General features: G+C 40.8%; 18 protein-coding genes. 12 read left to right on the top strand and 6 right to left on the bottom strand.

All coding sequences use genetic code 11. The features are described from left to right. The first annotated feature begins 38 nt into the window (after positions 1-38). From rpsR to ACT8YW_RS14670, 7 genes are all read left to right on the top strand, one after another. Positions 39-311, top strand: a complete 273-nt coding sequence (gene rpsR, locus ACT8YW_RS14700; protein ID WP_004307964.1) for a 30S ribosomal protein S18 — start codon at positions 39-41, stop codon at positions 309-311. A 14-nt stretch (positions 312-325) separates the two neighbouring features. Further along, positions 326-769, top strand: coding sequence for a 50S ribosomal protein L9 (gene rplI, locus ACT8YW_RS14695; RefSeq protein WP_004307965.1), 444 nt, complete (start codon positions 326-328; stop codon positions 767-769). A gap of 82 nt (positions 770-851) precedes the next feature. Next, positions 852-2,516, top strand: coding sequence for a DUF6377 domain-containing protein (locus tag ACT8YW_RS14690; RefSeq protein ID WP_444105835.1), 1,665 nt, complete (start codon positions 852-854; stop codon positions 2,514-2,516). 239 nt (positions 2,517-2,755) lie between these two features. Next, positions 2,756-3,868: a Gfo/Idh/MocA family protein gene (locus tag ACT8YW_RS14685; protein ID WP_444105833.1), complete on the top strand. Its 1,113-nt coding sequence runs from the start codon at positions 2,756-2,758 to the stop codon at positions 3,866-3,868. 12 nt (positions 3,869-3,880) lie between these two features. Beyond that, positions 3,881-5,368, top strand: a complete 1,488-nt coding sequence (locus ACT8YW_RS14680) for a Gfo/Idh/MocA family oxidoreductase (protein ID WP_444105831.1) — start codon at positions 3,881-3,883, stop codon at positions 5,366-5,368. 44 nt (positions 5,369-5,412) lie between these two features. Further along, positions 5,413-6,279: a 3-keto-disaccharide hydrolase gene (locus ACT8YW_RS14675; protein ID WP_444105829.1), complete on the top strand. Its 867-nt coding sequence runs from the start codon at positions 5,413-5,415 to the stop codon at positions 6,277-6,279. A 149-nt stretch (positions 6,280-6,428) separates the two neighbouring features. Continuing rightward, on the top strand, positions 6,429-7,337 hold the full coding sequence (locus tag ACT8YW_RS14670) for a sugar phosphate isomerase/epimerase family protein (protein ID WP_444105827.1): 909 nt from the start codon (positions 6,429-6,431) through the stop codon (positions 7,335-7,337). A gap of 88 nt (positions 7,338-7,425) precedes the next feature. Here the strand turns inward: ACT8YW_RS14670 and ACT8YW_RS14665 are convergent, their stop codons facing one another. Both ACT8YW_RS14665 and ACT8YW_RS14660 read right to left on the bottom strand, forming a co-directional pair. Beyond that, positions 7,426-7,647: a hypothetical protein gene (locus ACT8YW_RS14665; protein ID WP_004306615.1), complete on the bottom strand. Its 222-nt coding sequence runs from the start codon at positions 7,645-7,647 to the stop codon at positions 7,426-7,428. Between the two features lie 159 nt (positions 7,648-7,806). Continuing rightward, positions 7,807-9,480 carry a long-chain fatty acid--CoA ligase gene (locus ACT8YW_RS14660; RefSeq protein WP_444105825.1) on the bottom strand — a complete coding sequence of 558 codons (1,674 nt, stop codon included), beginning with the start codon at positions 9,478-9,480 and terminating at the stop codon, positions 7,807-7,809. Between the two features lie 110 nt (positions 9,481-9,590). On the opposite strand from ACT8YW_RS14660, the gene mtaB reads away from it, so the two are divergent. Genes mtaB through ACT8YW_RS14640 form a run of 4 tightly spaced genes read left to right on the top strand, consistent with a single transcriptional unit; the run spans position 9,591 to position 13,396 of the window. Further along, positions 9,591-10,910, top strand: a complete 1,320-nt coding sequence (gene mtaB, locus ACT8YW_RS14655; RefSeq protein WP_004321979.1) for a tRNA (N(6)-L-threonylcarbamoyladenosine(37)-C(2))-methylthiotransferase MtaB — start codon at positions 9,591-9,593, stop codon at positions 10,908-10,910. Positions 10,911-10,913: 3 nt separating this feature from the next. Continuing rightward, on the top strand, positions 10,914-11,837 hold the full coding sequence (locus tag ACT8YW_RS14650; protein WP_444105823.1) for a lysophospholipid acyltransferase family protein: 924 nt from the start codon (positions 10,914-10,916) through the stop codon (positions 11,835-11,837). A 2-nt stretch (positions 11,838-11,839) separates the two neighbouring features. Further along, a complete protein-coding gene (locus ACT8YW_RS14645) occupies positions 11,840-12,868 on the top strand; it encodes a glycosyltransferase family 2 protein (RefSeq protein WP_087317224.1) in 1,029 nt (342 codons plus the stop codon). A 3-nt stretch (positions 12,869-12,871) separates the two neighbouring features. After that, a complete protein-coding gene (locus ACT8YW_RS14640; RefSeq protein WP_004321976.1) occupies positions 12,872-13,396 on the top strand; it encodes a methylglyoxal synthase in 525 nt (174 codons plus the stop codon). A 132-nt stretch (positions 13,397-13,528) separates the two neighbouring features. Here ACT8YW_RS14640 and folB read toward each other — a convergent pair whose 3' ends face one another. The 4 genes from folB to ACT8YW_RS14620 form a co-directional block, all read right to left on the bottom strand. Beyond that, on the bottom strand, positions 13,529-13,900 hold the full coding sequence (gene folB / locus ACT8YW_RS14635; RefSeq protein ID WP_444105821.1) for a dihydroneopterin aldolase: 372 nt from the start codon (positions 13,898-13,900) through the stop codon (positions 13,529-13,531). Then, positions 13,884-14,936, bottom strand: a complete 1,053-nt coding sequence (locus ACT8YW_RS14630; protein ID WP_032852829.1) for an acyltransferase family protein — start codon at positions 14,934-14,936, stop codon at positions 13,884-13,886. Before ACT8YW_RS14630 ends, folB begins: the two co-directional genes overlap by 17 nt. 302 nt (positions 14,937-15,238) lie before the next feature. Continuing rightward, entirely contained in the window at positions 15,239-17,920 is a 2,682-nt protein-coding gene (locus ACT8YW_RS14625) for a 4-alpha-glucanotransferase (RefSeq protein ID WP_444105818.1), read from the bottom strand. 131 nt (positions 17,921-18,051) lie between these two features. Then, positions 18,052-20,595, bottom strand: coding sequence for an adenosylcobalamin-dependent ribonucleoside-diphosphate reductase (locus ACT8YW_RS14620; RefSeq protein ID WP_004299345.1), 2,544 nt, complete (start codon positions 20,593-20,595; stop codon positions 18,052-18,054). Positions 20,596-20,879: 284 nt separating this feature from the next. Between ACT8YW_RS14620 and ACT8YW_RS14615 the strand changes: the two genes are divergently transcribed. Next, positions 20,880-21,623 carry an NADPH-dependent oxidoreductase gene (locus ACT8YW_RS14615; RefSeq protein WP_444105816.1) on the top strand — a complete coding sequence of 248 codons (744 nt, stop codon included), beginning with the start codon at positions 20,880-20,882 and terminating at the stop codon, positions 21,621-21,623. The last annotated feature ends 57 nt before the right edge of the window (positions 21,624-21,680 follow it).

Genomic DNA, 21,680 nt, shown 5'->3' with positions numbered 1-21,680 from the left:
AGAAGAAGTGTTAAATCAAACAAAAAGGAGGATTAATCATGGCACAACAAGTTCAATCAGAAATCAGATATTTAACTCCGCCGTCAGTAGACGTTAAGAAGAAAAAATACTGCCGTTTCAAAAAGAGTGGTATTAAGTATATCGACTACAAAGATCCTGAATTCTTGAAGAAATTCTTGAATGAACAAGGAAAAATCCTTCCGCGTCGTATTACTGGTACTTCTTTGAAGTTCCAACGTCGTATTGCGCAGGCTGTGAAGAGAGCTCGTCACTTGGCATTGCTGCCTTATGTAACTGACATGATGAAATAAGAAGGAGGAAAAGTATGGAAATTATATTGAAAGAAGACGTAGTAAACTTGGGTTATAAGAACGATATCGTAAACGTGAAATCCGGATACGGTCGTAATTATCTGATCCCGACTGGAAAAGCTATCATCGCTTCTCCTTCTGCAAAGAAAATGTTGGCTGAAGAACTGAAACAGCGCGCTCACAAACTTGAGAAAATCAAGAAAGATGCTGAGGCTATGGCTGCTAAGTTGGAAGGCGTTTCTTTGACTATCGCAACTAAAGTTAGCTCAACCGGTACTATCTTCGGTTCTGTTGGTAACATCCAGATTGCTGAAGCATTGTCTAAACTGGGGCATGAAGTTGACAGAAAGATTATCGTTGTAAAAGACGCTGTGAAAGAAGTTGGTAGTTACAAGGCTATCGTTAAGCTCCACAAGGAAGTTTCGGTAGAAATTCCTTTCGAGGTAGTTGCTGAATAAGAGCAAATTTACTTCATATATGAAAAGCGATTTGTTCTGAACGAATAAATCGCTTTTTTTTGTTATCTTTGCTATTACTATTATGAAATTCGACTATTGTTTTCTAAAGAAGAGGTTTTTGCTTCTGCTGATTGCTTTGGGAATTGGCAGTGTTCTTTATGCAAATAATGAGTTGAAACTATTGACTGATTCTTTGCGTAGAGTGATAGATGAAAAACACGTCTTTGTTAAAGAGAAAGAGGATCGGATAAACCGGATAAAATGTATGTTGAAAAGTCCCGGTTTGACTCTTGAAGGAGAATATAGAATCAATCTACGGTTATATAACGAATATAAAAAGTTTCATATTGATTCAGCCATCCATTATGTTGATCGTAATATTGAGATTTCCCGTCGGCTGAATAAACCCTATTTCACCAATCAGTCGTTTTTAAATCTTGGTCTTTTATATTCGATGTGTGGCAGGTTTCGCGAAGCGGAGATTATTTTGAAAAGTATAAAGACTTCAGAACTTCCCAGAGATTTATTAATAAACTATTATCAAACTTATTCCAGCTTTTGGGGACACTATTCGATTTCTGTCGCCAACAATCTGTATGGTAAGCAGCAGGCTGCTTATCAGGATTCGCTGTTTGCCCTTATTGACCACACTTCTTGGGATTATCGAATGTCCCAGGCTTCTTATTATATTTGGCGTGATACGCTGAAATCGAAAGAAATTTATAAAGAACTGCTGGAGATTGAGGAAGTGGGGACGCCCAATTATGCTATGATAACTCATTCATATTCCAGGTTATGTCACCATCAAAAAAAGTATGATGAGGAAAAAAAATATTTGATGTTGTCGGCAATAGCCGATACCCGGAATGCTACGCGGGAAAATGCATCCCTGCAATCTCTTGCATTGATAGCTTATGATGAACAGAATTTAGCTGATGCCTTTAAATTTACACAGTCCGCTATCGATGACGTTATATCTTCCGGTATTCATTTCCGGGCCATCGAAATTTATAAATTCAATTCTATTATTAATACGGCTTATCAGGCGGAGCAGGCCAGATCACGGTCGCATCTGACTACTTTTCTTGTTTCTACAAGTATTATCCTTTTTCTTTTAGTCCTGTTGGTGCTTTTCATCTATATTCAGATGAAAAAGACGTTGAAAATAAAACAGGCATTGGCACAGAGTAATGAGGAGCTTTTACGATTGAACAACAAACTGAATAGCATGAACAGCCAGCTGAATGATACAAATAATCAGTTGTGCGAAATTAATAGTATAAAGGAGTATTATATAGCCGAATTCTTTGATGTCTGTTTTAGTTATATCCATAAAATGGAGAAATATCAGAATATGCTGTATAAAATAGCTATTAATAAATACTATGATGAACTGATTAAGAAGCTAAAATCATCTGCGCTTATTGATGAAGAGCTTGACGCTTTATACACTCGTTTTGATAAGGTATTCTTAGGTTTGTATCCCACTTTTGTATCTGATTTTAACGCTCTGTTGAAAGATGAGGAGAAAATTATTTTAAAACCGGATGCTTTATTGAACAGAGAACTTCGTATTTATGCTTTATTACGCTTGGGTATTACGGATAGTGGGAAGATAGCGAACTTCCTCCGTTGCTCTACAAGTACGGTTTATAATTATCGTACGAAAATGAGAAATAAGGCAGCCGTCGACAGAGATGAATTTGAGAATGAAATTATGAAAATTAGTTCAACACAAGAGACATAATTATCATTTTAACATTATAATACTTTCCAAATCATCTACATTTTTTTGATGTGTTAAGCTAGCTAAGTTGTTGATTAATAGTAAAAAGAACTAATTTTATATCTACATAAAGTAGTGTAAGTCAAATAAGCCGTTATTTATTTGGCTAGATTTGCAATATCAGTTTTTAGCTCATCAGTTTGATAGTTAGGAGTTGATGTTTTATCTATTATTTGTACTTAAATTCACTATGTTTAATTATGAACACGCAATCTTCAGTAGACACGAGAATTAAAGTTGGAATTATCGGTTTTGGTAGGATGGGAAGATTCTACTGGGAAGCGATGACTAAAAGTGATCGGTGGAATATTGCTTATATCTGTGATACCAATCCGGCATCGCGTCAGTTAGCCAAGAAGCTTTCTCCTAACTCTATTATATCAGAAGATAATCAAAAGATTTTTGAGGATGAAAGTGTGCAGGTAGTCGGACTTTTCACTTTGGCTGACTCGCGGATGGAACAAATAGAAAAAGCTATTCGTTACGGCAAACACATTATTTCAGAAAAACCTGTTGCGGATACAATGGAAAATGAGTGGAAAGTCGTAGAAATGACAGAAAACACAAACCTCATTTCTACGGTAAACTTGTATCTGCGAAATTCTTGGTATCATAATTTAATGAAGGAATATATCCAGCAAGGGGAGATTGGAGAGCTGGCTATTATCCGTATTTGTCACATGACTCCCGGCTTGGCACCAGGTGAAGGTCATGAATATGAGGGACCTGCTTTCCATGATTGTGGAATGCACTACGTAGATATTACCCGTTGGTATGCAGGATGTGATTATAGAACATGGAATGCCCAGGGAGTGAATATGTGGAACTACAAGGATCCTTGGTGGGTACAATGTCACGGAACTTTTCAAAACGGGGTCGTTTTTGATATTACCCAGGGATTTGTTTATGGGCAATTATCTAAAGACCAGACACATAATTCGTATGTAGATATTATAGGTACAAAAGGGGTTGTGCGTATGACGCATGACTTCAATACTGCTGTTGTCGACCTGCACGGTGTCAACCAAACCATCCGTGTAGAGAAACCTTTTGGCGGCAAGAATATAGACGTGTTGTGTGACCTGTTTGCTGACTCGGTAGAAACCGGAAAACGCAGTTCTCGATTACCGTTAATGCGCGATTCGGCTATTGCATCCGAATATGCGTGGACATTCTTGAAAGATACCCGCAAACACGATTTGCCTGCTATTGGTAATTTGCGCACTTTGGAGCAAATACGCGAACGAAGAAAAAACATGAAAAATGGATATGGATTGTTGCACGGCAACCTTCCAAAGATTATTAACCCTTAAACAAATAAAATCATGTCAAACATTTCGAGGAGAAAGTTTCTCAAAACGGGAGCCGCTGCTTTAGCAGGTATAACCATTGCTCCTAGTACAATTTTAGGTATGAGTCATGGGCATGTGTCGCCTACTGATAAATTAAATCTTGCAGCTGTGGGTATTGGTGGCATGGGACATGCCAACATTAATCATGTAAAGGGCACTGAAAATATTGTAGCTCTTTGTGATGTGGATTGGAAGTACGCAAAAGGCGTGTTCGACGAATTCCCCAAGGCTAAAAAGTACTGGGACTATCGTAAGATGTATGATGAAATGGGTAAGTCTATCGATGGTGTGATTATCGCAACTGCCGACCATACTCATGCTATTATCACTGCTGACGCAATGACAATGGGAAAACATGTGTATTGTCAGAAACCATTGACCCACTCTGTTTATGAATCTCGTTTGTTGACAAAGCTGGCTGCATCAACGGGTGTGGTTACCCAAATGGGTAATCAAGGCTCTTCTGATGAAGGTACGGATTTAGTGTGTGAATGGATTTGGAATGGTGAAATCGGTGACGTAACGAAAGTCGAATGTGCAACAGACCGTCCTATTTGGCCTCAAGGATTGAATGTTCCTGAAAAGGTTGATAAAATTCCTAGCACATTGAATTGGGATTTGTTTACAGGTCCTGCTAAAATGAATCCTTACAATGCTATTTATCATCCTTGGAACTGGCGTGGATGGTGGGATTACGGAACAGGTGCATTAGGCGATATGGCTTGCCATATTTTGCATCAGCCGTTTAGAGCATTGAATTTGCAATATCCTATTAAAGTGGAAGGATCGTCAACTTTATTGTTAAACGCTTGTGCACCACAGGCACAGCATGTGAAGATGATTTTCCCGGCTCGTAATAATATGCCTAAAGTGGCGATGCCTGAAGTGGAAGTACATTGGTACGATGGTGGTATGATGCCCGAACGTCCGAAAGGATTCCCGGAAGGAAAACAACTGATGCAGAGTGGTGGCGGTTTGACTATTTTCCACGGAACGAAAGATACCTTGATTTGCGGATGTTATGGACAGAATCCTTGGTTGCTTTCTGGTCGTAAGCCAAATGCGCCGAAGGTTTGTCGTCGTGTTCCTAATGCAATGAATGGTGGTCACGAGATGGATTGGGTACGTGCATGTAAAGAAGATAAATCCAATCGTATCATGACTAAATCTGATTTTTCAGAAGCCGGACCAATGAATGAAATGGTGGCAATGGGTGTATTGGCTATTCGTCTGCAAGCGCTGAACAAAACTCTTGAATGGGATGGAGCTAACATGTGCTTTACAAATATCGGTGACAACGAAACCATTCGTACCGTTATCAAAGACGGATTCAAGATTCATGACGGTCATCCTACATTTGATAAGACATGGACTGATCCGATCAATGCAAAACAGTTTGCAGCTGAATTGGTGAAACATAGTTATCGTGAAGGCTGGAGACTGCCTGATATGCCAAGATAAAAGTAGATTAAAAATTAAAGATTAAAAATTAAATAGTTGATATCATGAAAAAAGTATTTTATCCATTAGCTTGTTGTTGTCTTGCTGCAGGCGTTTTCGCTTCTTGCGGTGGTCAGAAGAAAGCAAATGCTCCGGAAGAGCAAAATAAAGTAGCATTGTCTTACTCTAAATCATTGAAAGCACCGGAAACTGATAGTTTAAATCTGCCTGTTGATGAAAATGGTTATATCACTATCTTTGATGGCGAAACATTTAACGGATGGCGTGGTTATGGAAAAGACCGTGTTCCTTCTAAATGGACAATCGAAGATGGCTGTATCAAATTTAACGGTTCCGGTGGCGGTGAAGCTCAAGACGGTGATGGTGGTGACTTGATCTTTGCTCACAAATTTAAAAACTTTGAGTTGGAACTGGAATGGAAGGTTGCTAAAGGTAGCAATTCTGGTATTCTGTATTTGGCTCAAGAGGTCACTTCCAAAGATAAAGATGGTAATGATGTACTTGAACCTATTTATATTTCTGCACCTGAATATCAGATTTTGGATAATGCCAATCATCCGGATGCTAAATTGGGTAAGGACAACAATCGCCAGTCAGCTTCTTTGTATGACATGATTCCGGCAGTTCCTCAAAACTCTAAACCGTTTGGCGAATGGAACAAGGCTAAGATTATGGTTTATAAAGGTACTGTTGTTCACGGACAAAACGATGAAAACGTACTTGAATATCATTTGTGGACAAAACAATGGACTGATATGTTGCAAGCAAGCAAGTTCAGCGAAGAAAAATGGCCTTTGGCATTTGAATTGCTGAATAATTGCGGTGGCGAAAATCATGAAGGTTTCATTGGTTTGCAAGATCACGGTGACGATGTTTGGTTCCGCAACATCCGCGTGAAAGTTTTGGACTAATTGAATAGCAATAAAGAAAGGCACGGGTTACGTGTATTTCACGTTTTTTTGAATGGCGATTGCCATGGAGTAACCGTGAAGTCTGTGTAATCCGTGCCTGTTTTTTTCTATGTAAACCTGAATTATTGTAACCCACTAATATCTATTATATGAAAACTAGAATTTATATCTGTGCATTGGCTGCTCTTTTCATGATTCCACTGGCAGTAACGGCACAAACCAAGAAAAAAGCTAAAAAAGAAGTAGCAATTCAGCTCTATTCTGTCAGAGATATATTAAACAAGGTAGACAACAAAAATGGTAAGTGTGACCCCACTTATACTGCTCTTCTGAAGAAATTGGCAAACATGGGATATACCGGTGTTGAAGCAGCCAATTATAACAACGGTAAATTTTATGACCGTACTCCCCAACAATTTAAGAAAGATGTCGAATCGGCAGGATTAAAAGTCTTGTCTTCACATTGTACAAGACAATTGTCTAAAGAAGAATTGGCTTCCGGCGACTATTCAAAGTCACTTGAATGGTGGGATCAATGTATTGCCGATCACAAAGCTGCCGGTATGAAATATATTGTAGCTCCGTGGATGGATGTACCTAAGACGCTCAAGGATTTAGAAACATATTGTGCATATTATAATGAAATAGGTAAGCGTTGCAAACAACAAGGTTTGTCGTTCGGATATCATAATCACGCTCATGAATTTCAGAAGGTAGAAGATAAAGTGATGTATGATTATATGTTGGAACATACGAATCCTGAATATGTTTTCTTCCAGATGGACCTTTATTGGGTAGTTCGCGGACAAAACAGTCCTGTTGATTATTTTAATAAATATCCCGGTCGCTTCCAGATATTCCATGTGAAAGATCACAGAGAGATTGGACAAAGTGGAATGGTCGGTTTTGATGCTATCTTTAAGAATGCAAAAACTGCAGGCGTTAATTATCTCGTTGCTGAAATCGAAAAGTATAGTATTCCGGTAGAGGAAAGTGTAGAAGTAAGTCTGGATTATTTATTGAACGCTCCTTTTGTGAAAAGTTCATACGCTAAATAACGTGTGGCTTGCTAAAAATAAAGGCATAAAAAAAGTCTGTGCATGCTTTCGCATGGCAGACTTTCAATTCTCTCTAGCTGTTTCTGAATTATTCAGCTACAGTTTCAGTTGCAGTGCTATCAGCATTCAAAGAATCTGCTGCTGCGGCTGCTGCTTGTTCAGCTTCAAGAGCTGCTGCTTCTACTGCTGCGATTGAGTCAGCGATACGGATAGAATCTGCAGTTGCTTTTGCTGCGTCAGCTGCTTTGTTACCACATGATGCGAATGATACTGCTACGATAGCTACGGCCATCAAAACTAATTTTTTCATTTTCTTTGCTTTTTAAAAACGTAATACAATCAATTGCTTTATTAAAACGATGCAAAGGTATGTACTTTTTCAATATGTTGTTCTCGAAACGCCAACTTTTTTTATATTTTTTTTTGTAACTGGCCACTTTTCTCCCCTTTTTATATGTTTTAGAACATGCTAATCGACAGCAATACTGTTATATAAGTATCTTTTTATGCTTCTTTTGGGCGTTTTTTCAAATTCAGTAGGGTAGAGTTGGATCTTGCTGATTTTCTCATAAGCGGCTACGTTGCTGTTCAGATTCTTAAGATTTTCATCCATGATTGTTTTCAGGTTATCCGGATTATTTAATCCAAGAGAATCCAACGCTTCGTAATCGGCATAAACAAGTGCCACTAATTTTTTATTGCGTTCGATAACAAGACTTTCGAGAATGAAAGGCAGGTTATTCAGTTTGGTTTCCAACTCTTCAGGGAAGATATTCTGTCCGCTAGAACTTAAGATCATAGTCTTGAGTCGTCCCCGGATGAAAATATTTCCGTTGCTGTCCATGGAACCGAGGTCGCCGGTACGTAACCAGCCGTCCTGCGTGAATACTTCCTGCGTTGCCTCCTGATTCTTGTAGTATCCCACCATCACATTCTCTCCGCGAACCTGGATTTCTCCGGTTTCTGCTTCCGGGTTTTCTTTATAGATACGTGCTTCCATTATATCCAGAATCTTTCCGGAGGAGCCTAATACAAATTCATCCCAGGGGGCATAGCTGATAAGCGGGCCACATTCCGTCATTCCATAACCGATCGTAAAAGGAAATTTGATTTTGTAGAAGAATTCTTCTACTTCCTTATCCATAGCGGCGCCACCGATAATGATCTCTTTAAACCGTCCTCCCAGTGCATCAATCAGTCTTTTACGTATCTGGTTGTAGATTTGGGTGTCGAGCAGAGGAATATTGAGTGCCCACTTCATACCTTTTTTATTAATGAGTGGCTGGATAATATTCTTATATATCTTTTCAATCACTAACGGGACAGTAATAATAAGGTTAGGTTTCACTTCCTCAAAAGCCTTCATTATAATTTTGGGAGAAGGCGTTTTTCCAAGCAAAGTGACATGGGTCCCGACAGCGGTTGCTGTCAGAAAGTCAAATGCGCAACCGTATGCGTGGGCAAGGGGAAGGAAAGACAGCACTTTATCCCCTTTTTTAAGGAGTTCGGTACGAATACCGAAAGTGACATTGCCAGCAAGATTGTTTCCTGTCAGCATCACACCCTTACTGAAACCGGTGGTTCCGGAAGTGTAATTTAACAGCATCACTTTGTCATTGGATAAAGTGGTGTACTGAACATCTTCACGGGTAAATCCTTTCGGATATAAAGCATGTATCTCTTTATCGGTATTTTTCAGAAACTTCTGTATGGTTTCCCCGTCACGTTGATAAAGACACCGGAAATCAGTCAATGAGAATACTCCCCGTAGCCCCGTTAATTTTTCCTCTTCCAGATTCTCCCAAATACTGTCGCTGGTGAATAGGAATACAGATTCGGAATGATTGACGATATGATGAACGTCATTAGGCGTAAAATCTTGAAGGATAGGGACAATGATCGCTCCGTATGTGATCGTTGCCATATAGGCGATGCACCAATGAGCGTTATTTTTGCCGATAACTGAAATCTTATCTCCTCTGCGAAGGCTACAATGTTTGAATAACAGATGTAAACGGGCGATTTTTTCAGCTACCTCACCGTATGTGTATTGGGTATCTTCTCCATAATCGGTATAACAAGGCAGATCCCAATTCTCACGAAAACTATTTTCGTATAGTTTAATGAAATTCTCTTTAATCATTGCACGTTTTTTAGTGAATTGTGCAAAAATAGGAATAAACTTTCGTATCCTAAAGTGTTTTACTGATAATAATGTGTAACTTTGCAAAGTTAATGTGTTTATAACAGCTTATGATAGATACCACTGTATTTCAAAATAAGACAGCCGTTTATTATACTTTAGGCTGCAAATTAAATTTTTCAGAGACTTCAACTATCGGTAAAATCCTGCGTGAGGCAGGAGTCCGGACTGCACGCAAAGGAGAGAAAGCAGATATCTGTGTGGTAAATACCTGTTCGGTGACAGAGATGGCGGATAAGAAATGCCGGCAAGCCATCCACCGCCTGGTAAAGCAGCATCCCGGTGCTTTTGTGGTAGTGACCGGATGTTATGCGCAATTGAAGCCCGGCGACGTGGCAAAGATTGATGGAGTAGATGTAGTGCTGGGAGCGGAACAGAAGGGAGAGTTACTTCAATATCTGGGCGACCTCCAAAAGCATGAAAAAGGAGAGGCTATCACTACTACAACCAAAGATATCCGTTCGTTTTCTCCCTCGTGTTCACGGGGAGACCGTACCCGTTTCTTCTTGAAGGTGCAGGATGGATGCGATTACTTCTGTTCATATTGCACGATTCCTTTTGCCCGCGGGCGAAGTCGTAACGGGACTATTGCTTCCATGGTTGAGCAGGCCCGGCAGGCAGCTGCTGAAGGCGGAAAAGAAATCGTTCTGACCGGAGTGAATATCGGAGATTTTGGTAAAACAACAGGAGAGAGTTTCTTTGATCTGGTAAAGGCATTGGATCAGGTAGAGGGAATCGAACGTTATCGTATCTCTTCCATAGAACCCAATCTGTTGACTGATGAGATTATCGAGTTTGTGTCTCATTCCCGCAGTTTTATGCCTCATTTTCATATCCCTTTGCAATCCGGTTGCGATGAAGTTTTGCAGTTAATGCGCCGTCGTTACGACACTGCTCTTTTTGCTTCGAAAGTGAAGAAGATAAAAGAGGTGATGCCGGATGCTTTTATCGGAGTGGACGTGATTGTGGGAACCCGTGGAGAAACACCCGAATACTTTGAACAGGCTTATCAGTTTATTGATGGTCTGGATGTGACGCAGTTGCATGTGTTTAGCTATTCCGAACGTCCCGGAACGCAAGCCTTAAAAATAGAGTATGTGGTTTCTCCGGAAGAGAAGCATCAGCGTAGTCAGCGTCTGTTGGCACTATCGGACCAAAAGACACAGGCTTTTTATGCACGTCATATCGGGCAGACAATGCCGGTATTGATGGAAAAATCGAAAGCTGGTGCTCCGATGCATGGATTTACGGAGAATTATATTCGTGTAGAGGTGGAAAGTGATGACTCGCTGGATAATCAGGTGGTTAATGTACGTCTGGGAGAGTTTAATGAGGAGATGACAGCACTTAAAGGTACAATTTTGATATAAGTTATGAGATCAAAACTTATCTATTGGTTGGTATACAGTGGAATGTGGCTGTTTTCAGCTCTTCCGTTCCGGGTTTTATATATGCTTTCGGATTTTAATTATCTGCTGATGTATCGTGTTGGAAAATATCGTCGGAAAGTAGTTCGGGGAAATCTATTGAGATCATTTCCGGAAAAAACAGATGCGGAGAGATTACAGATAGAACGCAAGTTTTATCGCTATTTGTCGGATTATATGCTTGAAGATTTGAAATTGTTGCATATGTCTGCCGAAGAACTTTGTGAGAGAATGACTTATAAGAATACGGAACAATATCTTGAACTGACAGAAAAGTATGGAGGTATTATAGTAATGATTCCTCATTATGCCAATTATGAGTGGTTGATAGGCATGGGAGCAATCATGAAACCGGGGGATGTTCCCGTACAGGTTTATAAACCGTTGAGGGATAAATATTTGGATGAGTTGTTTAAACGTATTCGTTCTCGTTTCGGGGGGTATAATATTCCGAAACATTCTACAGCCCGTGAAATTATTAAGCTCAAACATGATGGAAAAAAGATGGTAGTCGGTTTGATTACTGATCAATGGCCCAGTGGATATGATAAATATTGGACTACCTTTTTAGGACAGGAAACTGCTTTTCTGAATGGTGCGGAGCGAATTGCCAAAATGATGAATTTCCCTGTTTTCTATTGTGAACTTAGTAAGAATCGCAGAGGATACTGTGAAGCGGAGTTCAAGTTGATGACGGAAACACCGAAAGAAACAAGAGAAGGAGAAATCACGGAAATGTTTGCTCATAGATTAGAACAGACGATTCGTAAAGAACCGGCATATTGGTTGTGGTCTCATAAACGTTGGAAAATGACTCGTGAAGAAGCTGACCGATTAGAAGAGAAAGAATTGAACAAGAAGAAGGAATAACAATGAAAGTTTCAGTTGTAATTTTAAATTGGAACGGGTGTGATATGCTTCGTACTTTTCTTCCGTCCGTCGTCCGGTATTCGGAAGGGGAGGGGATCGAGGTCTGCGTGGCTGACAATGGTTCTACGGACGCTTCCGTTACTTTGCTTCAACAGGAATTTCCTTCTGTCAGAACGATTGTACTCGATCAGAATTATGGCTTTGCGGATGGATATAATTTAGCATTGCAGCAGGTCGACGCAGAATATGTAGTTCTTTTGAATTCGGATGTCGAGGTGACGGAACATTGGTTGGAACCAATGATTGCTTATCTTGATAAGCATCCGGAGGTAGCTGCTTGTCAGCCGAAGATACGAAGCCAGCGGCAAAAAGAATATTTCGAATATGCCGGGGCAGCCGGTGGCTTTATTGATAAATACGGTTATCCTTTTTGTAGGGGGCGTATTATGGGAGTTGTGGAGAAAGACGAAGGTCAGTATGATACGGTAATTCCTGTTTTCTGGGCCACGGGGGCAGCGCTGTTTATCCGGCGCACTGATTATGTGAATGTCGGGGGATTGGATGGACGTTTCTTTGCTCACATGGAAGAAATAGATTTGTGCTGGCGACTCCGTTCACGGAATCGTGAGATTGTCTGTATACCTCAAAGCATTGTCTATCATGTGGGGGGAGCTACTCTTAAAAAAGAGAATCCTCATAAGACTTTTCTTAATTTCCGTAATAATCTTGTCATGCTCTATAAGAATCTTCCACAGGAGGAGTTAAATAAAGTGATGCGTATCCGGACTTGTCTCGATTATCTGGCGGCGTTCAATTTCTTGTTGCAAGGGCACTGGGATAATGCTAGTGCTGTGATGCGTGCGCGGAAAGAGTATAAACGATTATGTCCGTCGTTTTCTTTATCCCGTGAAGAGAATATGAGAAAAAAAACTTTGAATCCGATACCTGAACGGACAAAAAGTAGTATCTTGTGGCAGTTTTATGCGAGGGGATGCAAACGATTCTCTCAATTGTCGGATTTAAAAGGATAGCAAATGAAATCAAAGGTTAGAAGAGGCATCGGGCTGGTAGCGCATGATGCAATGAAAAAAGACCTCATCGAATGGGTACTGTGGAACTCGGAACTGTTGATGGGTAATAAATTCTATTGTACAGGTACTACGGGTACTTTGATATTGGAAGCATTGAAGGAGAAACATCCTGATGAAGAGTGGGATTTTACGATTTTAAAATCAGGTCCGTTAGGTGGTGACCAACAGATGGGATCACGTATTGTGGATGGGCAGATTGATTATCTCTTTTTCTTCACGGACCCCATGACATTGCAACCGCATGATACGGATGTAAAAGCATTAACCCGTTTGGCCGGTGTAGAAAATATTGTTTTCTGTTGTAACCGTTCTACGGCGGATCATATTATTTCCAGTCCGTTATTTATGGATCCTGATTACGAACGCATTCATCCGGACTATTCCAGCTATACAAAACGTTTCCAGAATAAACCTGTGGTGACGGAAGCTGTCGAATCGGTAAATAGAAGAAAAAAGAAGAGAAAATAAACCGGTAGTTTACGGCTGTGAAAATAGAAGCAGATCTTGCTTAAAAAAGGAATGCAGATGATACGGATTACTTTATTAATATCGTATTATCTGCATTTCGTCATTTATATTTCATTTCTGGCTGTGATTATCTTATTTCCTGCTGCAGTGTAGCTCAATTCCTGCGGACTCTATATCTGCTCCCATCGGTGGGTTTCGTTTGGAAAGCCGAAGTTCGATTTCTTCAATACAGGGGAATTGGTCAAAGAGTTTTTGTATAATCCGTCCGCTGACATGCTCCAGTAACTTTGACGGAATAGCCATTTCATTTTTTATCACTTGATGTACTTCAGCATAGTTGACAGTGTCGGCAACCTCATCTGTCCGGGTAGCTTTGCTGATATCCACTTTCAGTTTCAGGTCAATGAGATATTCATTTCCAATCAGATTTTCTTGCGGTGCGACTCCATGATAGGCGTAACAACGAATTTCCTTCAAAAGGATATAGCTACTGTTTATCTTCATATACTGTCTTTTTAGTATGATCTTGTTTGACTTTTAACAGGTCTTTCTGTGCAACCATTTGTGGAATCACTTTAAGAAAGACGGGTGTGAGCAGAAGGCAGATGCTTAATGTTATAAGCAGAAGTGCGCTTGCCTGTGCCCAACTATTGTGAATATAACGGCTGACTAATGGACCTAAAAAATGAAGTATCGGTCCATGAATACTCAAGGTGATGATTGAATATCGTCCCAAGTAAGAAACAACCTTTATCTTTTTCACTTTTTTGCAAAGTAACATAATCATAAATATTCCTGCAAACGCAGCGATATATACTTGAAAAATATTTCCCGTATAATTGTTGGTACGCATACCCAATGTGGTAGCGGTAAAGTACATTACCACCAATGCCAATACAACAAAAACCGGTATCAGTTTGTCGAAACGATGGCTGGGATATAGAAAGAAATTATACCGTCGGATCCAGAAACCGGCTACATAGAAGGGGAGGGCAGTCATAGAAACATCTATATACAGGGGTAATTCTATCTGTAATTTTCCGAGATAAAATCCTGCGCAACCAATCAGGATTGTCACAGCGAACATGACAGGCAGATGCTTTTCGCGCAGAAAGTGAATTAGATAAAACAGGATGTTGCAATTGAATAATGCGAGTAGAAACCAGATCGGTGGATTGAACTTGATAAGGTCGTGTCCATGAAATACAACCAAGAGTTCATTCCACGACACAGGCAGTTGAAACACTCCTGGAGCAATCTTCCAAACAATGTATTTCATTAGAAATGCACTTAAATAGAAGAAAAGAAAAGGAATAATCAATTTGTTTATTTTTCGTAGGATGAATCCGAACAGGCCTTCGTATGATTTGAAAAACACTCCCGAGATAAAGAAGTAAAGCGGCATGCGGAAACAGGATAACATCGAATTCGTATCCAGTTGTTCGAAGGCCCCTCCAACGTGTGCCATTACCACAAGGATAATGCAGACTCCTTTGGTTAAGTCCACAAAATCAATACGTCTGCTCTGGTTGCCTTCCATTATCTCTTTTAATTTCTCTTTTTCGGCGCAAAGATACTTTATAAATCGGAATAAAAAGAGGAACATTGAAAAAATAAACGAATGATGCGAAAAGCGAAAAAGTATGATATATAGTAATGATATTATTGCGAAAAAAATGGTTGACTATGTTTTGAAACTCCTTATTTTACCTCTGTTATCAATATATCCTTGAAAAACGAATGACGCGGATCACATAGATTTTTAGCGTTCTTAATCTAGTGTTATCCGCGTCGGTAGTGTCCGGAAAATATCCTTTTTGAAAGTTACTTGTATCTTTTATTCTATTTATTCGGATCTCTTCCTGTGTATTTAATCAGTTCACCAATCTTATCATTAAGTGTTTTTGCTTTCATCAACTGTTCCAGAGTGAGATGCATTCGGTATCTCCAGTAATTGCGTGGATTGGATGGAACATTAATTCGCTCTTCCGCCACATTCGGATTTCTCCATTTCCCGTCTATCGATAACCAATCCTGGAAAGACAAGATACAGAGAATGGAATTACTGTTGAGATGGTTGCGTACGATTTCCTCGCACAACTCCGGGGTGGCAGTTGTCGGTGCAACTCCATAATGTCCTAACGTTGCATTATAGTAACGTTGGATCTGTTGATAATCTTCTTCCCACCAGCCACGCAACGTAGACATATCGTGAGTGGAGATTGTGCAGACAGACCGGTACGGATACTCATTTAAATGCCCGAATTCATACATCGGATTCTTAGGCATCCGCTGAATTTCCAGACTAAGAATCCGGAGATCATTCATCACCGACGACACACAAGCAGGAATCATCCCCAAATCTTCTCCACAAACTAACATGCGGGTTGACTGTGTCAGTTGAGGTAACTTCTTCATTGCTTGCTGATACCAGAACTCGTTGTGCCGGTGATAATAATACTGGTCGTATAGTTTGTTAAACGCATTTTTCTCTTCTTCGTTCAGCGACCGGAATACGAAATCCCGTTGCACACCGATGCGCGGGTGGTATTTACTTTCCTCTTTCTTATCCGCAACAAATAAGACGTTGCTGATTAATGAATAAAGCCCTTCCCGAATCCACACACTATCTTCATCATTTCTACCGGCGAAGAATTGCTCTACCTCCCGTTGTGTTTCGAATCCCGGTTTCATCCGATAAAGTCCGGAGTCATCAACCGATTCAAGGAAATCCTGTTTGACTAAATGGGTATGCGGTCCGAACAACTGTCCGAGGAAAGATTCATGGATGAATGGTAGCAGATATTCATCGCGGAACGTTAGACCATAACTTTCGATTTCTTCCCGGCTCATCGGCAAAGAAGGATCAAACTGGCCTAACAATCCGTGTACAGCGTGCATTGGTATTTCCCAAATACGGAAGAAACCGAGGATATGATCGATCCGGTAAGCATCGAAGTATTCCGCCATTTTCTGAAAACGCTTCATCCACCAGCGGTATCCGTCTTTTTCCATGACATCCCAGTTGTATGTGGGGAATCCCCAGTTTTGCCCGTTGATCGAGAAATCATCGGGCGGAGCACCCGCTTGTCCGTTTAGATTGAAGTAATGAGGTTCTGTCCAGGCTTCCACGCTGTTGCGGCTGATGCCAATCGGAATATCCCCCTTTAATACGACACCGTGTTGGCGAGCATATTCGGTTGCAGACAACAACTGCAGGTGCAAATGATACTGGATATAATAATACAACGAGATGTGAGGATAATCTGCCGTTCCCGGTTGGCACATTTTTTCTATATCTTCCGCTTGGTAAACAGAGTGTCGCGGCCATTTGCGGAAATTGGGCGTTTTGTAGGCATCGCGCAGATAACTAAAGACTGCATAAGGTTGCAGCCATTCCTTGTTTGTTTCAAAGAAATCTTTGAAACCTTTGGAAGCCAATACCTTTTCTCCTTCCTGTCGGAATAGTAAGTTGAAAAACTCCCATTTAGTTTGGTTGACCGCTTCGTAGTCAATAGCAGGGAGGCTGTTCAGTTCCTTTTGCTTCTTGCTGAATTTCGATGCCGCTTCTTTATCTTTCAGAGTTCCCATTTGCCTGATATCCGCATACATCGGATGGAAAGCATAAATAGAAATGCTGTTATAAGGATAAGAGTCCGTCCATGCATGAGTCATGGTGGTGTCGTTGACCGGTAAAATCTGAATAACTTTCTGGCGAGTATTTACTGCCCAGTCGACCATACGTTTCAAATCGCCGAAATCACCTACTCCGAAACTTTTCTCTGATTTTAAAGAAAATACGGGTATAGCGATTCCTGCCCCTTTCCATGCGGGAATGTCGAAATAAACATATCGGTCGGAAATCACGAGCGTTTCGTTGGTCTTCAGTTCCGGGTCTGCCAGATAGCGGTTAGGGTTTTTCTCCCAGCAGTCTGCTTTCTTTTCCTGTTTGTTGTAGAGGATGAATTTATATTCCAGCGGATATTTTAGTTTGCTGGCGTCCAGCTCTATCTGCCATTCCGGGAAATTGGTATCACTCATCAATACCGCTTTCTCCGGGTCCCAGTGACCTAATGATTTCTGGTTGCCACAAATTGCCAGGCAATAATCTTTGTTGATACGTGGGGCGTAGGCCTTGATAACCAGTCCCTTCTTATATCTTTGTGGGATATTCTCTTTTTCAGGATGTGCCAGTAAGGCTTCTGTAAAAGCAGAACTATAAAGATACAGTTGTTCCGGGATATTTTTCCAGCAATCATTGATTCTGTATATCTTCCTGGAACTGCCTGATAAGAAAATAGATCTCGAAAAACTGTCCCATTCCTTGCGGATAACTATTCCGTTTTGCTCTATCTGATAGCTATAATTGATAGTCATCCCTTCTTGAGGGACTTCAAGCTCAAGTTCTGCCGTCCAATAGATACCATCGGTGGTGTGTAAAGGAATTGATTCCGGAAATAAGCCGGAAATCCTTACTTCTTCTCCCCAATTGGTGCGGTATTCAATATTAAATGATAGAATCATATATATTAGATTTTGATTGTATATGTAAGACACTGCAAGTATAAGACATTTTTTTGAATAAAAAATAAAAGGAGCCGCACCGGACTCCTTTTAATCTTTTGTTTATATATTAATTAACATACGTAGGACTATTATCCACATCTGGAAGCGCCGCAAGTAGTACAAATCAGACAGCCTTCCTGATAAACCAATGTCTCGTTGCCACAGTTCGGGCACTTCTTACCTTTGGCTTCCGTTCCATCCTGAATATACTTCTTCAATGCACGTTCTACACCGTTTTTCCAAGTGTTGATACTTTCACTGTTCAATTGCAGAGAGCCAACCAGTTTGATAACCTGTTCAATCGGCATCCGGTAGCGAAGCACGCCGGAAATCAATTTTGCATAGTTCCAGTATTCCTTGTTGAACTTCTCTGACAATCCTTCAATGGTCGTCTTATATCCGCGTTTGTTCTCGAATTGGAAGTCGTAACGTTTGGTACCGTCTTCATCCACATTTTTGATGATACGTCCGCAAGTTACGCTCTTAGGCAGCAAGATACCTTCGTCATCATCTTGCAAACCAGTGAATATTTCATAAGGGTGTCCGTCCAATAATCCGACAAAAGCTACCCATTTTTCCTTGTTGTTCTGGAAACGGACAACGTCTGCTTCCAATATTCTCGGACGTACCTCTACAACCGTAGGCGGTTTGCAAGGAGGAAGTCCTTCTTTCTTGTCTTTATCCGATTTCGTAGAGATCAGCACTCCGGAGCGTGAACCGTCACGATATACGGTACAACCTTTGCAGCCGGATTTCCATGCCTCTACATACAGGCGGTTTACTAAATCCTCGTCCACATCGTTCGGCAGATTGATGGTTACGCTGATAGAGTGGTCTACCCATTTCTGGATTCTTCCCTGCATCTTCACTTTCATCAACCAGTCGACATCGTTAGAAGTCGCTTTGTAATAAGGAGATTTGGCAACCAGTTCGTCAATCTCTTCCTGGGTGTAACGTCTGGCCGGATCGTATCCGTTAGCTTCCATCCAGGTAACAAATTTATGATGGAATACGATGTATTCTTCAAATGCGTCCCCTGTTTCGTCTACAAAGTCTACATGCACATTCGTATCGTTCGGGTTCACCTTTCTTCTACGTTTGTAAACAGGCAGGAATACAGGCTCGATACCCGAAGTGGTCTGCGTCATCAAACTGGTCGTTCCGGTCGGAGCAATCGTCAGGCAGGCAATGTTACGGCGACCATATTTCTTCATGTCCTCATACAGTTTCGGGTCGGCTGCTGCCAAGCGTTGGATGAACGGATTGTTCTGTTCACGTTCGCTATTGTATATTTCGAAGGCACCGCGTTCTTTGGCCATTTCCACTGAAGAACGATAGGCACCGAGAGCTACTGTCTTGTGTACTTTTTCAGAGAATTCCGTTGCTTCTTCCGTTCCGTAGCGCAATCCTAATGCAGCAAGCATATCACCTTCTGCAGTGATACCTACGCCGGTACGACGACCTTGTCCGCTCTTCTTGTAGATTTTCTCCCAAAGTGCACGTTCCGCATGTTTCACTTCTTCGTTTTCCGGATCTTCGTCAATCTTGGTCATGATACGTTCGATCTTCTCTAGTTCGAGGTCGATAATATCGTCCATGATCCGTTGTGCGAGAGCCACGTGTTTTTGGAACAGGTCGAAATCAAAATAAGCATCCGGTTTGAACGGATTTACCACATAAGAATATAGATTGATAGCCAATAAGCGGCAAGAATCGTAAGGACATAGAGGAATTTCTCCGCATGGGTTGGTAGATACCGTTCTGTAACCTAGGTCTGCATAACAATCAGGCACAGATTCACGGATAATCGTATCCCAGAACAAAACGCCCGGTTCTGCCGATTTCCATGCATTGTGAACGATTTTCTTCCACAAGGTAGAAGCGTCGATTTCCTTGGTGAATGTAGGTTGGGCAGAGTCGATAGGATATTGCTGTACATACGGCTTTTCGTCTACGGCAGCCTGCATGAAAGCGTCGTCCAACTTGACAGAAACGTTTGCTCCGGTCACTTTGCCTTCGGTCATCTTGGCATCAATGAATGCTTCCGAATCCGGATGCTTGATAGACACGCTCAACATCAATGCACCGCGACGTCCGTCTTGAGCTACTTCACGAGTAGAATTCGAATAGCGTTCCATGAATGGAACAAGACCGGTAGAAGTCAACGCCGAGTTTTTAACGGGAGAACCTTTCGGACGGATGTGTGATAAGTCATGACCTACACCACCACGTCTTTTCATTAGTTGCACCTGTTCTTCGTCGATTTTGATGATAGCGCCATAAGAGTCGGCTGCACCGTCCACTCCGATAACAAAGCAGTTGGATAGTGAAGCAACCTGGTAGTCGTTACCGATTCCTGTCATCGGGCTACCTTGGGGGACGATGTACTTGAAGTGATCCAGTAAATCATACAGTTCTTTTGCTGTCAACGCATTCGGATACTTCGATTCTACGCGTGCCACTTCATTTGCAATTCTCCAATGCATGTCTTCCGGGGATTTTTCATAGATATTACCGAAAGAATCCTTTACTGCGTATTTGTTTACCCAAACCCTTGCAGCAAGCTCGTCGCCTTGAAAATATCGTAAAGATTCTTCATAGGCTTCGTCGTAAGAATAAATCTGTTTTTCCACGATTCAATTTGTGTTAAATCTCGTTTTTAATAAGTAATATGTAGAAGTTTACTTATCGTTAACAAATGTAGGCGCAAAGCTAAGAATGTTTTTTCATCTATCAAAATAAAAATGAATTAATTTATTAACAGGTTGCAAGTTTTCCATTTGTTTATGCTAAGTGTTTGATAAACAGATAAAATTGAAATTTGTTCAAAGGTTAAAGTTCTCCAAAAAGAAAACTATTCTATTCTGCTAGTGTGGTGGAATATTTTTTTCTTTTTATATCTTTGCAAAAAAAAGATATGTTTGAAACCGTAAAAAACAGAAGAACTATCCGGAAATATCTGCCTAAAGATATAAATCCGATTTTGTTAAATGATTTGCTTGAAACCTCTTTCCGTGCTTCTACGATGGGTGGGATGCAACTTTATAGTGTGATTGTGACCCGTGATGCGGAAATGAAAGAGAAACTTTCGCCTGCTCATTTCAATCAGCCGATGGTAAAAAATGCTCCGGTCGTATTGACTTTTTGTGCTGATTTCCGTCGTTTCAGCAAATGGTGTGAACAGCGGAAAGCTATGCCGGGCTACGATAATTTAATGTCTTTTATGAATGCGTCTATGGATACTTTGCTTGTTGCACAGACTTTTTGTACACTGGCGGAAGAAGCAGGACTCGGCATTTGTTATTTGGGAACTACCACTTATAATCCTCAAATGATTATCGATACCCTCCAACTCCCCGAACTGGTATTCCCTCTCACCACAATAACGGTAGGCTATCCGGATGGTATTCCCGCACAAGTAGACCGTTTGCCTTTGGAAGCTGCGGTGCACGATGAAAAATATCACGACTATACACCGGAAGAAATAGATAAACTCTATGCTTACAAAGAATCATTGCCGGAAAACAAGCAGTTTATCGAAGAAAATAAAAAAGAAACATTGGCTCAAGTCTTTACGGACGTGCGTTACACAAAGAAAGATAACGAATTTATGTCCGAAAACCTATTGAAAGTACTTCGCCAGCAAGGATTCTTGAAATAAGTATTAAGTATTTTTCAAGTATAAAGTATTAAGTATTACCCTGGTGCGAAACCGCAT

Source organism: Bacteroides sp. (assembly GCF_052357945.1).
Lineage (GTDB): Bacteria > Bacteroidota > Bacteroidia > Bacteroidales > Bacteroidaceae > Bacteroides.
This window is presented reverse-complemented; position numbering and strand designations above follow the sequence as displayed.